This window comes from Pseudomonas sp. LW8, assembly GCF_041956865.1.
Classification (GTDB): Bacteria; Pseudomonadota; Gammaproteobacteria; order Pseudomonadales; family Pseudomonadaceae; genus Aquipseudomonas; species Aquipseudomonas siliginis.
This window is the reverse complement of record NZ_CP168138.1, coordinates 3,273,119-3,289,903: the sequence shown is the minus strand read 5'-3', so window position 1 is coordinate 3,289,903 and position 16,785 is coordinate 3,273,119. Positions and strand designations below refer to the sequence as shown.

8 protein-coding genes are annotated in these 16,785 nt (G+C 58.9%); 5 read left to right on the top strand and 3 right to left on the bottom strand.

All coding sequences use genetic code 11. From position 1 onward, the window contains the following. Positions 1–141 precede the first annotated feature (141 nt). Entirely contained in the window at positions 142–1,311 is a 1,170-nt protein-coding gene (locus AB9L16_RS14805) for a DUF1624 domain-containing protein (protein WP_252867767.1), read from the top strand. Positions 1,312–1,563: 252 nt separating this feature from the next. On the opposite strand, the gene AB9L16_RS14800 is transcribed toward AB9L16_RS14805, so the two are convergent. Beyond that, on the bottom strand, positions 1,564–2,955 hold the full coding sequence (locus AB9L16_RS14800; protein WP_375122311.1) for an aldehyde dehydrogenase family protein: 1,392 nt from the start codon (positions 2,953–2,955) through the stop codon (positions 1,564–1,566). A gap of 103 nt (positions 2,956–3,058) precedes the next feature. Between AB9L16_RS14800 and AB9L16_RS14795 the strand changes: the two genes are divergently transcribed. After that, positions 3,059–3,937 (top strand): LysR family transcriptional regulator, encoded by an 879-nt coding sequence (locus tag AB9L16_RS14795; protein WP_038862196.1) that lies wholly within the window; start codon positions 3,059–3,061, stop codon positions 3,935–3,937. Positions 3,938–3,949: 12 nt separating this feature from the next. Here the strand turns inward: AB9L16_RS14795 and AB9L16_RS14790 are convergent, their stop codons facing one another. Together AB9L16_RS14790 and AB9L16_RS14785 are read right to left on the bottom strand one after the other, a co-directional pair. Continuing rightward, entirely contained in the window at positions 3,950–4,573 is a 624-nt protein-coding gene (locus AB9L16_RS14790; protein WP_375122310.1) for a glutathione S-transferase family protein, read from the bottom strand. A gap of 115 nt (positions 4,574–4,688) precedes the next feature. Further along, entirely contained in the window at positions 4,689–5,507 is an 819-nt protein-coding gene (locus AB9L16_RS14785) for an alpha/beta fold hydrolase (protein ID WP_375122309.1), read from the bottom strand. A gap of 223 nt (positions 5,508–5,730) precedes the next feature. Between AB9L16_RS14785 and AB9L16_RS14780 the strand changes: the two genes are divergently transcribed. From AB9L16_RS14780 to AB9L16_RS14770, 3 genes are read left to right on the top strand one after another with little or no spacing between them, the layout of a single operon-like run. Further along, entirely contained in the window at positions 5,731–7,437 is a 1,707-nt protein-coding gene (locus AB9L16_RS14780) for a ShlB/FhaC/HecB family hemolysin secretion/activation protein (protein WP_150635063.1), read from the top strand. Between the two features lie 25 nt (positions 7,438–7,462). Further along, the gene (locus AB9L16_RS14775; protein WP_375122308.1) at positions 7,463–15,919 is read left to right on the top strand and encodes a DUF637 domain-containing protein; all 8,457 of its coding nucleotides are present in this window, start codon (positions 7,463–7,465) and stop codon (positions 15,917–15,919) included. Next, positions 15,916–16,500: a hypothetical protein gene (locus tag AB9L16_RS14770; RefSeq protein WP_150635066.1), complete on the top strand. Its 585-nt coding sequence runs from the start codon at positions 15,916–15,918 to the stop codon at positions 16,498–16,500. The genes AB9L16_RS14775 and AB9L16_RS14770 overlap by 4 nt, the downstream gene beginning before the upstream one ends. The last annotated feature ends 285 nt before the right edge of the window (positions 16,501–16,785 follow it).

Genomic DNA, 16,785 nt, shown 5'->3' with positions numbered 1-16,785 from the left:
TTCACTATAGAAGGCCGGGGCCGATGGGCAACCTTGATCCTGACTTGTTTGGGTTTTGCTTTTTAGATGTTATAATGTAACGAGGATTTGCGGGCGGCGTTGCGGCCGTCCGGTGTTATCCCTCTCGATTGCGAAAGATCCATGACCCCTGTGCTTCCCCGTTCTGCCCCCTTGACGACTGGCCGGCTGCTGTCCATTGATGCGCTCCGAGGCCTGGTGATCCTGTTCATGCTGCTCGATCACCTGCGCGAAACCTTCCTGCTGCATCGCCAGGTCTCCGATCCGATGGACATCGCCAGCACCGAGCCGGCGCTGTTTTTCAGCCGCACTCTGGCGCATCTGTGTGCGCCAGTGTTCGTCTTGCTGACCGGTTTGTCGGCATGGCTCTACGGCGAAAAATACGCCGGCAAAGCCGATGTCAGCGCGTTTCTGTTCAAGCGCGGATTGTTCCTCGTGGCGCTGGAGTTCACCTTGGTCAACTTCGCCTGGACCTTCCAGTTGCCGCCCAGCGTGATCTACCTGCAAGTGATCTGGGCGATCGGCCTGAGCATGATCGCGCTGGCGCTGCTGGTCTGGTTGCCACGTGCGGTGCTGCTGACGCTGAGCCTGGCGATCATCGCCGGGCACAACTTGCTTGATACGCTGCATTTCCCGGTCGAGTCGGCGCTGCATGCGCCTTGGGCGATTCTGCATGATCGAGGCTGGATCGAGATCAGCGACACCCTGCGCCTGCGCACCTCGTACCCGCTGCTGCCGTGGATTGGTGTAATCGGCCTGGGCTATGCGCTGGGGCCGTGGTTTGCTCGGGGCATGGACGCGGCGGTGCGTCAGCGTCGTTTGCTGATTGCCGGGGTCGCTGGATTGCTGGGATTTATGGTGCTGCGCTTGATTAACGGCTACGGCGAAAAACCGTGGGCGATCAACGATTCGCTGGTGCAGACGCAGATGAGCTTTTTCAATATCACCAAATATCCGCCGTCGCTGCTGTTCATCGCGCTGACTGTGAGCGTGGGGCTGTTGCTGTTGCTCGCCTTTGAGCGCGTGCAGAGTCGCCGCTGGATTGGCTGGCTGACGGTGTTCGGCTCGGCACCGATGTTTTTCTATCTGCTGCACTTGTATGTGTTGAAGGTGTTGTACCTGATCGGCGTGGCGCTGTTCGGCCTGAATCAGGGCAGCTATTTCGGCTTTTCGACGGTGACGGCGGTGTGGCTGGCGGCAGTGATTCTTGCCGTGGTGCTGTTCCCGGCAGTGCGCTGGTTCTCTGTATTGAAAGCGCGGCGGCGGGACATCAGCTGGTTGAAATATCTGTAAATTGCGTGGACTTGTGGGAGTGAGCTTGCTCACGAAAGCGGTGAATCAGCCGGTATAAATGCTGGCTGATGCACCGCCATCGCTGGCAAGCCAGCTCCCACAGGGTTCTATGGTGTTTGCTGTATCAGTTTCCACCGCAGTATTTGTGGGAGCTGGCTTGCCAGCGATGGCGCCGGTGGATTCGGCATCTTCATCGCTTGATACACCGCTTTCGCGAGCAGGCTCGCTCCCACAGGTTTTACAGCACCAGGCTTATTTACGATCCAGCCACACGGTCTGCGCGTTGCAGAATTCCCGTACGCCAAAGTGCGACAGCTCACGACCGAAGCCGCTTTTTTTCACGCCGCCGAAGGTCACACGCGGATCGCTGGCGGAGTAGCCGTTGATGAACACGCCGCCGGTTTCCAGTTCACTGGTCAGTTGCTCAGCCAGCGCCACGTTCGCGGTGTAGATAGTCGCGGTCAGGCCGAAATCGCTGTCGTTGGCCAAGGCCACGGCGTGTGCGCAATCGCGGGCGGTGATGATCGAAGCGACCGGGCCGAACAGCTCTTGCTTGAACGAGGTCATGCGGTCGGTGACATCGGCCAGTACCGTCGGCTCATAGTAGTTGCCCGAACCCTCAACCTTGCCGCCCCCCAGCAACAGCGTCGCGCCTTCCTCCAACGTGTCGCGCACTTGCTGATCCAGTTCATCACGCAGATCGAACCGCGCCATCGGCCCGATGTAAGTGTCGGCGTTCAGCGGATCGCCCATTTTCAACTGGCGTGTAGCTTCGACGAACTTACGGGTAAATTCCTCGACCACACCTTGTTCGATGATCAGACGTTTGGCAGCAGCGCAGACCTGGCCGGAGTTCTGATAACGACCGACCACCGCCGCGTGCACCGCCTCATTCAGATCAGCATCGTTGAGCACGATGAACGGATCGGAGCCGCCGAGCTCCAGCACGCATTTTTTCAACGCCGCACCGGCCTGAGCGCCGATGGCCATGCCGGCGCGGACGCTGCCGGTCAGCGTCACAGCGGCGATGCGCGAATCGGCGATGGCGCTGGAAACGCCTTCCGGGGTGACGTTGATCACCTCAAACACGCCATCCGGGAAACCGGCACGAACAAACGCATCGCGCAACAGATAAGCGCTGCCCATCACGTTTGGCGCGTGCTTCAGTACGTAGGTGTTGCCAGCGATCAGCGTCGGCACCGCGCCGCGCAGCACTTGCCAGATCGGGAAATTCCACGGCATTACCGCCAGAATCGGCCCCAGCGGGCGGTACTCGATGCGCGCCTTGCCGCCTTCCACCTGAGTCGCCTCGGCGTCGAGCATGGCTGGGCCGTGTTCGGCGTACCACTCGCAGAGCTTGGCGCATTTCTCGATTTCGCCACGGGCCTGGGCGATCGGCTTGCCCATTTCCTGGGTGATCATGGTTGCCATCGCTTCTGAGGTTTCACGCAGCGCGCCGGCGAGGGCGGTCAAAAGGCGCGAACGATCCTGCAGCGGCTTGCGCTTCCACTTGCCAAAAGCGAAGGCAGCGCGAGTCAGCGCCGAATCAAGGGCGGCGGCGGATTCAAACGCGTAGTGACCGATCCGCTCACCGGTGGCGGGGTTGATCGAGATGGCGTGGGTCTGGCTGGAAATCTGGCTCATGACGTTGTCCTGTAGGTTCGTCGGATGGGCCTAGAGTAGGGTGGCGTTAGTTTTCTGGAAACTGAATAATAAAGAGCGTTTCCTTCACGATTGGAGAATGACTGTGGATCTGGTGCAACTGGAAATCTTCAAGGCCGTGGCCGAGCACGGCAGCATCAGCGCCGCCGCCACGCAGATCCACCGCGTGCCGTCGAACCTGACCACACGGATCAAACAGCTTGAGCAGGATCTCGGCGTCGATCTGTTCATCCGTGAGAAAAGCCGATTGCGCCTGTCGCCGGCCGGGTGGAGTTTTCTCGAATACACGCGGCGCATTCTCGATTTGGTGCAGGAAGCCCGAGCCACGGTGGCGGGGGAGGAACCCCAGGGCGCGTTCCCCTTGGGTTCGCTGGAAAGTACCGCAGCGGTGCGTATTCCCGAACTGCTGGCGGCGTACAACCAGCAACACCCGAAGGTCGACCTTGACCTGTCCACCGGGCCATCGGGGACGATGATCGACGGCGTGCTGTCCGGGCGGCTCGCCGCTGCATTCGTCGACGGCCCGGTGCTGCATCCGGCGCTGGAAGGGGTGCCGGCGTTCGAGGAGGAAATGGTCATCATCGCGCCGCTCAATCATTCACCGGTCGAACGTGCGGCGGACGTGAATGGCGAAAACATCTACGCCTTCCGTTCCAACTGTTCTTACCGGCATCATTTCGAAAAATGGTTCAGCACTGACGCTGCCGTACCGGGCAAGATCTTCGAAATGGAGTCCTACCACGGCATGCTCGCCTGCGTCAGCGCCGGTGCCGGCCTGGCACTGATGCCGCGAAAAATGCTGCAAAGCATGCCCGGCAGCGCGACGGTCAGCGTCTGGCCGCTGACCGCGGACTTCCGCTATCTGACCACTTGGCTGGTGTGGCGCCGGGGCACAGTGTCGCGCAGTCTGAGCATGTTCGTGCGCTTGCTTGAAGAGCGGGGCGTGGTGCGTGAGCAAGCCTGATCGAGCACGTCTTTATGGCGTGCCGTTGCGCCCGTACAAACGATAACCGTCGCGCTGATTCAAGCGATCGTAATAGGCGCGCACCGCAGCCAGATCTCCGTGATCGAGCGGCGTTTCGAACCAGCGATTGACCGACAGCCCGATCGGGATGTCCGCCAGGGAAAATTGCTCGCCACTGACGTAAGCATCGGTCTTCTCCAGTTGGCGATTGAGGATTTGCATGTTGCGCGTCCAGTCCCGGCAGCCGGCGGCCAGGGCATCGCGGTCCTGATAGTCGGGCGACTTGCGCACCAGCGCCATCAGCGGATACGACCACGAGCGATTCAGCTCCGAGGCCTGCCAATCGATCCACTGATCGACCCGCGCGCGGGCGATGGGCTCAACCGGATATAAATGCGCACCGCCGTAACGCGTCGCCAGATAACGAATGATGGTGTTGGATTCCCAGAGAGTGAAATCGCCGTCCTGAATCACCGGCACCATGGCGCAGGGATTCAGCGCGAGAAACTCCGGCGTGTTCGGCGACTTGAAGCCCGAACCCCAGTCTTCGCGCTCGAATTGGATGTCCAGTTCAGCACAGGTCCACAGCACTTTGCGCACGTTGATCGATGAGGCTTTGCCGAGTATTCGCAGCATGGGATTTCCTTTTCCGGGTAGTGGACGCAGAAAAATACCATAGCGCAAAACACAAGGCCCGCATTGCGCGGGCCTTGGTTCATCAACATCTGACTACGGCTTTTGCCGGGCGGGATTACCGGTTGAGGAACGCCAGCAGATCCTCATTCAACGCCTGCGCATGGGTCACGGCAAACCCGTGCGGCGCGCCCGCGTAAACCTTCAACTCGGCGCCTTTGATTTGTGCGGCGGCCTGCTTGCCGGTGGTTTCGAACGGCACGATCTGGTCGCCGTCACCATGGATCACAAGGGTCGGCACGTCGATCTTGGCCATGTCCGGGCGGAAGTCGGTTTCCGAGAACGCGGTCACGCAATCGACGGTGCCCTTGAGCGAGGCCATCAGCGCGATGTTCAGGGTTTGCGTGAGCACGCCGTCAGAGACTTTCTGGCCCTGATTGGCGCCGTAGAACGGCGCGTTGAAATCAGCGATGAATTGCGCACGATCCTTCAGCAGGCCGGCCTTGATGCCGTCGAACACCGATTTGTCGACGCCGTCGGCGAAGTCGGCTTTCTTGCCGAACAGCGGCGTGACCGCGCCGAGCAATACCAGGCCGGCAACACGCTCGCTGCCGTGGCGGGCGATGTAGCGGCTGACGTCGCCGCCACCCATGGAGAAGCCGACCAGGGTTACGTCGCGCAAGTCCAGATGGTTGATCAAACCGGCGATGTCATCGGCGAAGGTGTCGTAGTCGTAGCCGGTCCACGGCTGCTCCGAGCGACCGAAACCACGGCGGTCGAAGGCGATGGTGCGGTAGCCGCGACTGCTCAGGTACTCCATCTGGTATTCCCACATGTCGGCATCCAGCGGCCAGCCGTGGCTGAACAGCACGGGCTTGCCGCTGCCCCAGTCCTTGTAATAGATCTCGGTGCCGTCTTGGGTTTTGAAGGTGCTCATGCAAACTCCTTGTGATCGTGTGTGGCAAGAATAGATGCCGAATGGGCAACGGCCACTATCCGCGCAAAACGCGCCCGCCACTTGTACGCAGGTGCTGGTTTCACCCGTATGAAAGCGCGGCAAATCCCGATGAGCGGAACAAACTTAAGTTTGACGTCAAAATGATGGCCCTCTAATATCGCGCCACTATTTTGATGTCACTTTTTATGTCGAGGGATCGAACATGTTTTCACCCGCCTTCACGGCGCGGTTGTGCCTGGCGCTGCTCTGCCTTTCTCCGCTTGAATCTGCCTGGGCCGCGCCCACTCCTGGTGAAACCGACCTGATCCGCGAACGTCAGAACCGTTTGCTCGAAGAGCAGCAGCGGCGCCTCGAAGAACTCAAGGATCTGCCCGGCAAAGACGCCAAACCGGCGCAACCGACAGCACCCGCCGATACGCGCTGCTTCACCATCAAGGACATCGAGCTCAAGGGCGCCGACAGCCTCTCGGAGCGCGACAAGGCGCGGCTGCTCAAGCCTTATATCGGCGAATGCCTCGGCGTGCCGCAGCTCAACGAGCTGCTCAAAGTCATCACCGATCACTACATCGACAAAGGTCTGGTCACCAGCCGCGCTTATCTGCCGCAACAGGATCTGTCCGCCGGGCACCTGAAAGTGCTCGTGGTCGAAGGCAAACTCGAAGGCATGAAAGGCGCAGAAAACAGCCGGCTCTCGGATCGCGAACTGGCCATGGCCTTTCCCGGCAAAAGCGGTGAACTGGTCAACCTGCGCAAGATCGAGCAGATGGTCGACCAGCTCAATCGCCTGCCGTCCAACCAGGCCAAAATGGAGCTGGCGCCGGGGCAGAATGTCGGCGGCAGCGAGGTGCGCGTGACCAACACGCCGCAGAAGCCATGGCGCGCCGGCCTGTCGCGCAGCAACGATGGCCAGCGCAGCACCGGCGAGCAGCAGTGGGGCACGTCGTTCGACTGGGACAGCCCGCTGGGTCTGGCCGACCAGCTGAGCCTGCGCGGCGGTCACGATGCGATGACCGATCACCAGCACACCTCCAACAACGCCATGCTCAATTACAGTCTGCCGTGGGGCTGGTGGACGTTCAGTTACACCTACAGCCAGAGCGAGTACCGCTCGCAGATTGCCGCCAACGGCTACAACTTCAAGCAGACCGGCGACAGCGAAAACCATCAGTTGCGCGCCGAACGCGTGATCCATCGCGACGCGGTCAGCAAGACCTCCCTCAGCGCGGGACTTTCGTACCTGCGCAGCAACAACTTCATCGAAGACAGCAAACTCAAACTGAGCAGCAATCGCATCAGCGAAGCCCAATTCGGCTTCAACCACGGCCGTCGTGTCGGCAGCGCGTTCGTCAACTTCGACGCTGGCATGCAGGAGGGCATCGGCGCTTTCGATGCGCAGGGCAGTCACGATCCCGGCCCCGGCGAACCGGACGCACGCTATCGCAAATACACCGCAACCCTGAGCTATTTGCAGCCGTTCAAATTGCTCGGTGAATCCTTCAGCTTCAGCAGCCTGATGACCGGCCAGCGCAGCGAAGATGTGCTGTTCAGCCCACAACGCACCAGCCTCGGCGGCTCGGCGTCGATCCGTGGCTACAAGGATCAATCGCTGTCTGGCGACAGCGGTGGTTACTGGCGCAACGACCTGCGCTGGAGCCGCCCGGTGACTGCCGAATGGCTGCAACCGGTGTTCGCCGAGTACGGCACCAGCCTCGGTTACGACCAAGGCGTAATTCGCGGCGATCGCTACAACGGCGATCAGCACGGACGCATGTCGAGCAACTCGCTGGAGCTGTTCGCACGTGGTCAGCATGTGGCCGCCAGCGTGACTTTCGCGCATTCCCTGGAACGACCGGACGCGCTGACCGAGCGTGAAGCGCCGATCTATTTCCGCCTGGATTTCTTCATTTAATTTTTGCCCGCTTCGAGATTCTGATATGGACATTCGCCACCTGGCCTTCCTGGCTAGCCAACCTTCTGCGGCCGTAAAAAAGCGCGAGCAATTCTGCGGCATGCCCAAGCGTGGTCTGGCCTTTTTGCTGGCGAACGTCATGTTCTGGCAACCGGTGTGGGCGCAGGCGGACGGCATCGTTGTCAGTGCACCCGGCACCAGTCTGGATCGCGCCGGCAATGGCGTGCCAATCGTCAACATCGCAGCGCCCAATGGCAGTGGCCTGTCGCATAACCAGTTCCACGACTACAACGTCGGTGCGCAAGGCGTCATCCTCAACAACGCCACCGACCGCATGCAACAGACGCAACTGGGCGGGATCATTCTCGGCAACCCGAACCTGCGTGGCGCAGCGGCACAAACCATCCTCAACGAAGTCAATGGCGGCAGCCCGAGCCAGTTGCGCGGCTACACCGAAGTCGCAGGGCAATCGGCACGGGTGATCGTTTCCAATCCTTACGGCATCAGTTGCAACGGTTGCGGTTTCATCAACACGCCACGTGTCACGCTGACCACCGGTAAGCCGGTGCTCGACAATGGTCGCCTGGAGCGCTTTCAGGTTGATCAGGGAAGCGTGTCGATTGACGGCGTCGGTCTTGATGCGAGCAACGTCGACAGTTTCGAAATCATTACTCGCAGTGCGCAGATCAATGCACAGATCCACGCAAAAAACCTGAACATCACCACCGGCCGCAACGACGTCAACGCCGACACGCTCAGTGCCACCGCCCGTGCCGATGACGGCAGCGCCAGACCACAACTGGCCATCGACTCCTCGGCGCTCGGCGGCATGTATGCCGGTGCAATCAAACTGGTCGGCACCGAGCAGGGCGTTGGTGTGAAGCTGGCGGGGGATCTTGCCGCCAGCGCCGGTGACATCCGGATCGACGCCAATGGCCAGCTGACCCTGGCTAAAGTCACGGCGGGTAATGCCGTCGATGTAAAGGCCAAAAGTCTCGATGCCCAGGGCGCGGTTTATGCCGGTACGCAGGTCACCGTACAAACCGCCGAAGACCTGATCAATCGCCAAAGCCTCGCTGCCCGTGACAGCGTCAGCCTGAGCAGCGGCGGCAGGCTGACCAATACCGGTGTGATTGAAGCCGGGGTAAACGCAGACAACAGCCGCAACACCAATGGTCATCTGTCGATCAACAGTGCTTCGGTAAGTAACAGTGGCAGCGTTCTGGCCAGCCGCACATTGCACGCCAGCGCAGCCGACACGTTCGAGAACCAGAACGGTACCGTGCAGGCTCAAGACCTCACTCTGAACGCGGCGCGCCTGGTCAACCAAGGTGTGAATGCGCGTGTTTATGGTGAAACCCGTCTGGTCGTGAGCGCGCCGGCCATCGTCAACCTCAGCGGCCTGATTCGCTTCGCCGATGGGCAAGCGGCAACACTGGTGGTCGACAGCATCGACAACCGTCAGGGTCGTATCGAAATCGCCGGCGGCAGCCTCAAGCTCAATGCTCAGGAGGTAAAAAACACCGGCGGCAAAGTGATCGCCGGTCGCCTCGACGTGGACGCCCGTCAACTGGACAACAGCGGCGGCCTGATCGGCGCCAGCGACGGTGAGGCCAAGGTTGTCGCCCGCGAACGTCTGAATAACGGCGCGGGCAAGATCCAGGCGAAAACCACACTGGCACTGTCGGGAGGGGAGTTGCTCAATCAGGGGGGGACGCTGGCAGCCGACGACATTCTCGTCACGGCCACTCGCCTCGATAACAGCGCCAAGGGTGTGATCAGCGCGGAAAACGGTGCTGCTGATCTGACGCTGATGCAGGATTTCGATAACCACGACGGCAAGGTGCAGACTTCGGATCGCTTGACCGTCACTGCGCAGAGCATCAACAACCGCAACGCAAGTCTGACGGGCAAAACCCTCGAGGTGGCCAGTCGCGGCACGCTGGATAATACGCAAGGCACGATTTCGTCCGATGACAGCGTGGTTTCCAGTGCAGACCTGGATAACAGCCTTGGCCTGATCCAGGGGACCGATCGCCTGAGCCTGACCGCGCAAGATCTGCAAAACGCCAGCGGCCAACTTTTGGGCGGCATCGTCGACGCAAACCTGCGCAATCTGATCGGCAACAACGACGGCACGCTCAGCGCCGAAACCGGGCAACTGACGCTCCTCGTCCAGCAGCACTTGAACAACGCATTGGGCCGTCTGCAATCCATCAAAGGCGATGTGGAACTGCGTGCCAGCTCTATCGATAACCGTGGCGGTGTAGTCGCCGCCCGGCAATTGCTGGTGGTGGCCAAGGACGGATACGTCGACAACCGTGGCGGGCGGATGATCGCCGACGGCCTGGAGTTGCACGCGGCCAGCCTTGATAACCGTGCCAACGGGTTGTTGGCCGCAGGTGCCGATGGCGCGCGGTTGATCCTCAAGCAAACTGCACCAAGCCAGTCGCAACTGCTGAATCAACAGGGCCGGATTCAGAGCGAAGGTCAGTTGCACATCGACGGTGACGAGATCGACAACAGCGCCGGTGTCCTGCTCGGCAACGCTATCGACATCAATGCCAAACAACTTGGCAACAACGACAAGGGCGGCATCGTCGGTAATGGCGGCGATGTCGTCCTCAACATTGCCGGAGTTTTCAGCAACGTCACCGGTCTGGTCGATGCTGGCGCACAGCGCTTGCTCCTTGATCAACTGACCTCGCTGGATAACCGGGGCGGCACCCTGCAAGGCAAGCGCCTGGACATCAATAGCGCCTGGATCAACAACAACGCTGCCGGGCAGATCATCGCTGGCAGCGACGGCCTGAAGATTACTGGCAAAACACTGCTCAATCAGCAAGGTGTGATTCTGGCCAACGGCAGCCATGCCGAACTGGCGCTGAACAACGGCAATTTGCAAAACCAGGGCGGCACGCTGCAAGCCGACTCGGTGAGCATCACCAGTGCCGACCTCGACAACAGTGCAGCCAGCGGCAAGGCCGGGCTGATTTCCAGCCTGATTGATGACTTGACGCTGACCGTGACGCGCCTGGCTAACCGCGCCGGCAAAATGTTCGGCAAGGATCAGGTGATCTTCACTGGTACCAGCCTGGACAACACCAGCGGCGAGATCAGCGGTAATCAGCTGGGGCTCGAAGCCGTCGGGCAGGTCCTCAATCAGGGCGGCCTGATCGAATCGGCAAACAGCCTCAAGCTGACTGCCGACGGCTTGGATAACAGCGCCGGTGGCCAGCTCCGCGCCCTCGGTGGCGCTGCGAGTCAGATCAAGCTGACCGGCAATCTGAACAACCAGAGCGGCGTGATCGAAATCGGCAGTCAGGACCTGCTGCTGTCGGGTGCCGAAATCAATAACTTCAGCGGCAATGTGCGCCACGCGGCGCAGGGCCTTTTCGACCTGGATGTGAGCCAACTGGCCAACAACCAGGGCAGTCTCACCGGGCTGGGCAATGGTGTATGGGATGTCGGCTCGGTCAACGGTGTTGGTACCTGGCAACTGAACGGCGGGCTGACCTACACCAGTGCGCAGAACCTGACGCTCAATGCTGGCGAACGGATCGCCAGTGCTTCGGCGCTCAGCCTCAACGTGGCCAACCTGAACAATGCCGGACAATTGCTCAGCGGCGGCGATCTGGCGCTGACCCTCGGCGGCAATCTGCTCAACAGCGGCAAAGTCTCCGCGCAGCAGAAACTCACGATCAGCGCCAACGACGTGATCCAGCAGGACGGGCGACTGGTTGGCGGCGGCGACACCGTGATGACCTTGCGCGGCACACTGGACAATCTCGGTCGCCTGATCGCCAACCAGAACCTCACGGTGACGGCGGCACGGATCAATAACAAAGGCACCCTCGGCGCCCAAGGCAATCTCGAACTCACCGCCGCCAACGGTCTCTACAACGATGCCGACACGCTGCTGTTCAGCGGCGGCACGATGAAGCTGCACGGCAACAGCCTGAATAACTATTACGGCGATATTTACAGCCGCGGCAACATGAGCTTCGACGCTGTCGATGGCGGGCGCGCGGCGTTGTTCAGCAACTTGTCGGGCACCATCGAAGGCGAGGGTGACGTCGATATCAACGCGGTTTCCTTCGAAAACGCCAAAGCCGAGTTCGAGCTGACTTCCGGTCAGTCGTCCGGCAGTTTGAGCTGGGTGTGCGGTCAGCACTGCGATGGTGGTGATGGCTGGAAGCGCGGCACCATCACCATCACTACCCAATTCAACGACGAGGTGCTCAAGGACTCGCGCGCGGCGCGATTCGTGGCAGGCAAGAACTTCACCATCCACGCCAACCAGGTTGAAAACCGTTACAGCCTGCTGGCCGCCAACGGCAACCTGACCGTGACGGCTGACAGCCTGCTGAACCAGGGCGGGGAGTCGCGTTCGGGGACGCGCGTGGTGAAAAGGGGCACCCCTGGGCGTATCGACAACAGCCTCTGGGACAAGATGGAGTTCGTCGATGTTCCGGCGTTCAACGCGGCTACCGCGGCCGGCAACTTCGATCAGGTGCGGTTCGATGAACTGATCAGTCGCTCCAGTGATTCGCGATTCTCTTTGATGAGTGACGTCACCACCTGGAACGCAAACGGCAACGCCGTTTACGCTGCGGTGATGCAGGCCGGCGGCAAGGTCAAGCTCGACGTCACCAACAGCATCCAGAACGGCACGCTATACGACAACACTTATGGCCAACTGACAGGTTCTCTGGCCAGCGACCAGACTGACGCGGTCGGCGGCATCAACATCAACCTGGGCAAACATAGCACCGACGCTGTCGCCCAAACCTCCAGATCCGTTACCCGTATCGAGCATGTCGACGCCGATGGCGTGAAGCAGATCAGCTTCACACCGGTGGACTTCAAAGGTGTGCCGTTCGCCGCCGTCGACCCGACGGCTTCCTCGACCTTCCGGTTGCCGAAAGGCCCGTACGGCATGTTCGTGCAAAGCACGAATCCGCAGAGCCGTTATCTGATCGAAACCAACCCAGAGCTGACTCAGACGACGGCGTTCATGAGCTCCGACTACCTGCTCGGCAAGCTCGACTTCAGCGCCGATGAAGCGGCGCGTCGCCTCGGTGACGGTCGCTATGAATCGCGGCTGATCAGCGACGCCGTCATGGCCCAGACCGGCCAGCGTTTTCTCGCCGGTGGCCTGGAGAACGACTACGAGCAATTTCGTTATCTGATGGATAACGCGCTCGCCAGCAAAAATCAACTGAACCTCTCAGTCGGCGTCAGCCTGACCTCGGCGCAGGTCGCTGCGCTGACCCACGACATTGTCTGGATGGAAGAGCGCATCGTCGACGGCCAGAAAGTGCTGGTGCCGGTGTTGTATCTGGCGCAGGCCGAGTCGCGCAACGTGCGCGGTGGCAGCCTGATTCAGGGCCGAGATCTGGAAATGCTGGCCGGTAGCGATCTGGTCAACGTCGGCACATTGAAGGCCAGCAACGACGTGTCCGTCGACGTCAAGGGCAGCCTCTATCAGGGCGGTCTGGTCGAAGCCGATGAGCGCATCAAACTCATGGCCACCGACAGCATCCGCAACGCCCTAGCCGGCGAAATCCGTGGCAATCAGGTCGAACTGACGACACTCAAGGGCGATATCGTCAACGATCGCACCGCCATCGCGGTGCGTGATGGCAACGGCATGCGCACCCTCGTCGACGACGGCGGCATCATCAGCGCCCGCGACAGCCTGACCATCAAGTCCGGACAGGATCTGACCAACGCGTCTGCCATCAGCAGCGGCGGTGACGCCAGCCTGAGTGCAGCGCGCGACATCAACCTGTTGGCGACACGCGACGAAGACGAACTCCACGAATCGTTCGATGGCGGCCATCGCTCAGTCATTACCACCACCGTGGAAAACCTCGCGTCGACAGTGAAAACCGGCGGCGACCTGAAGCTCGATGCCGGTCGCGACATCAACGTCATCGCCAGCACAGCCGAAGCCACCGGCAACCTCACCGCCGAGGCCAAGCGCGACATCTACCTGTCCTCGGCCGGTGATGAACACAACGTCGAAACCCATAGCAAGGACGGCAAGAAACGTGTCCATGAACAGGATGACCACACTGTTCAGAAAGCAGCTGAGTTCATCGCCGGCGGCGACGTAAAAACCAGTTCCGGCCGTGACACCACACTGATCTCGAGCAAAATCAGCGCAGGCAATGAAGCCTACGTCTACGCCGGTAACGACCTCAATCTGCTGGCCGCGCAGAACAAGGACCACACGCTCTACGACATGAAGGAGAAGGGCGGTTTCGGCAACCTGAAACTCCAGCGCGACGAAGTCACCCAGGTCACCCACGTCGGCAGCGAAATCAAGACCGGCGGCAACCTGTCTCTGGTCAGCCTGGGCGACCAGCATTACCAGGTGGCCAAACTCGACAGCGGCAAGGACATCCTCCTCGACAGCGGCGGCGCCATCACCTTCGAAGGGGTGAAGGATCTGCATGACGAGAGCCATACCAAAACCAACAACAACGCCGCATGGGTCTCGGCCAAGGGTCGCGGCAACACCGACGAAACCCTGCGCCAGACGCAGATGATTGCCAAGGGCAACATCGTCCTGAAAGCGGTCGATGGGCTGAAGATTGATATCAAGGATGTGAGTCAGGAGTCCGTCAGCCAGACCATTGATGCGATGGTCAAGGCTGATCCGCAGTTGGCTTGGCTAAAGGAAGCTGAGTTACGTGGCGATGTTGACTGGCGTCGTGTCGAAGAAATACACAAGAGTTTCAAATACTCGACATCTGGACTTGGTGTCGCCGCACAATTGGCCCTGGCTATCCTGCTAGCTGCAGTCACCGGGGGGGCAGGCGCAGGATTGATAGGCGCAACTGCTGGCACGTTCTCTGCGGGCTTCGCCAACGCTGTGTTGATCGCAGTCGAAACTACCGCTGCAAACAGCGCCATCAGCAATAAAGGCGATCTGGGCTCAGTTCTCAAGGACGTTTTCAGCAGCGAAAATCTTCAGGGGTATGTGCTCTCCGGGATGTTGGGCGGCATTGGGAATGGCCTGGGTTATAACCCGACAGAACTTGGTTTTGACTGGAATAGTGCAGGCCAAGTGATTCTCAAAACCAGCGCTGATACGTTGGCTCAAACCGCATTGCAGGGCGGAAGCCTGGGCGACAATTTCGTCAACAATCTATTAGGAGCTGTAATCGATATTGGCGGAGCTATCGCCGCCAATAAGGTTGGTAACCTTAACCTGGTGGAAGGCAGTCCAACGAAGATTGCAGCCCATGCATTGGTGGGCGGATTGAAGTCCATGGCCTTGGGCGGGGACTTCAAGACAGGCGCGTTGGCTGGAGGCGCCAACGAAGCACTGGTTCAGTATCTTGCGGACCTGATACTGCCGGAAAATTACGACCCAAACATGCCGGGAGCCGATCAGGCCAAAGCTAATCTATTGGCGATGTCGCAACTGATCGCAGTGCTCTCCGCCGTGATTGCCGACACAGACCCAAACATAGCAGCAAATATCGCGGCTACTGCGACCCAATACAATTACCTCTCGCATTCTGACCTCGAGCGAGCGGCACACGATTTGTCCGCCTGTGGCAATGACGCTGCATGCGCGAATACGAAGTACGCCGAATATCACGCTCTGAGCCAGAAGCAAGACATCGAGGCAGTTGCTCAATGTGCGGCTAATTCTGGTAGCTGCGAAGGCCTTTCAAGGATTGTTGCAGAGGCCGAGGCAAAAACTCAAAAATTGAAAGACCTGGCAGCCTCGGCATCGCCCGAAGCAGCCAAGATGTTCGATCTGCTGATCGCGGAAAATCACGGGTTCCAGAATATGCTGGCGGGCATCACCGCTGGACATTCAGTCGCTGCGATTGCGGACACACTGGTCCAAACGCTTGGCATCAGCCACGAAATGGCGATGGCTGCTGTTGAAGGCTTGGCGATGTCAGTGTCTGGGATGGCTCCGACGATTAAGACCGCAGGAGGCGGTAAGAATAAACCCAAGGGAGGGCCTGCTGGATCGACAGAGGAGGCCGAATCCACTGCTCCGAAAGGCAACGCAGGAAATACCAAAAGCGACTCGGCGGAAAACGTAACCTATTTCCGGGTAGAAGGTGGGGGAACAGGGTTTAAGACGAGCCAGAATCGAATTACCGCCAATGACGACGGGAGCATTACCATTAATCCTGGGTGTACGGGCCAGCTGTGTGTCAGTGTTGGCAATGCTGACCACGCAACCTACTACTTGACGAACAAGCGTCCTGATGGCTCCGTAGTGGTCTTCGATATCGATGCCAAGACTCATAAGGAAATTATGGACAGAGTGATACCTCAGCACGGCGATGGCCCAAGGGACCGTGATGCACCCAAGAGAGTCGACGAGGGCCAACCAGGTTACTCCCTGGAGTTGCCGAAGATATGGGAGTCGCTACTCGAAAACAGTGCGAGTAATGCTCGTGTCTATACGCAAGACGAATTTTTAAAAGAGTTTAAGAAATGACCATTGATCAAGACGTTTTTGATGACCTGTGGGACGGCGAAAGAAGTATCGGTTTTTTTGTTCAGTCAGCTCAGTGTTACTGGATTGTTGACGAGAAGCGTAATTTTACTCTTGACGTAGACAAGAGTCTTAGAGCGTCATTGAGTAACGGAACTATCACGCAAGAGCAATACGAACGATCCTGCCTGAAATTCAGAAATGGTATCCTGAAGATGACTGCCGAGAACTTTCCTTCGTATCTTCATGGGCCAAGTGTAAAGATTTTGTCGTCTTCCGAATTGCAAGGCTTTATTGGGGCTAAGCCGAATGTTTTTGAAAAAATTGAAAACTACTATCTCACAGGCGAAGGTCTGGATTCGGAGCTGTTCAAAAATGCAAATGTCATACGCTCGAGGCTTCCACTGTTTTACGTGAATTTTGATCGAAAGATTTTCATGCACATGGATGACGGTCGATTTCATGAGGAGTATGTGCATTCGGACTGGGTTGCTGAATCTGGCGATTTCAGCTACTTGATTCCGTCACGAGAAAAGTATTGGGTGGATGCAGGTAAGGATTTTTGGAAAGTTCGTTTTTTATAAACTAAGTGCTGATCTTTAACATATGTGGACTGTCCCATTCTTTACGGGCTACCTCTTTTTTGCCTTTTTTTGTCAATTTGATATTACCGAAGTGTCGGATAGGTGAACGGTGCGTCAGATAATCAGTTATAAGGAGCTGTACGCATTCTGATGAATGCTGCCGATAATAAGGTGTGAATCAAATTCAGGGCAGGTTGCCGGCTGCAATATCTGGAGCTTAAAGCACACGAGGATCAACCATTGAGCAATGTTTAAGGATAAACGGGGACAGACCACCTTTCAATT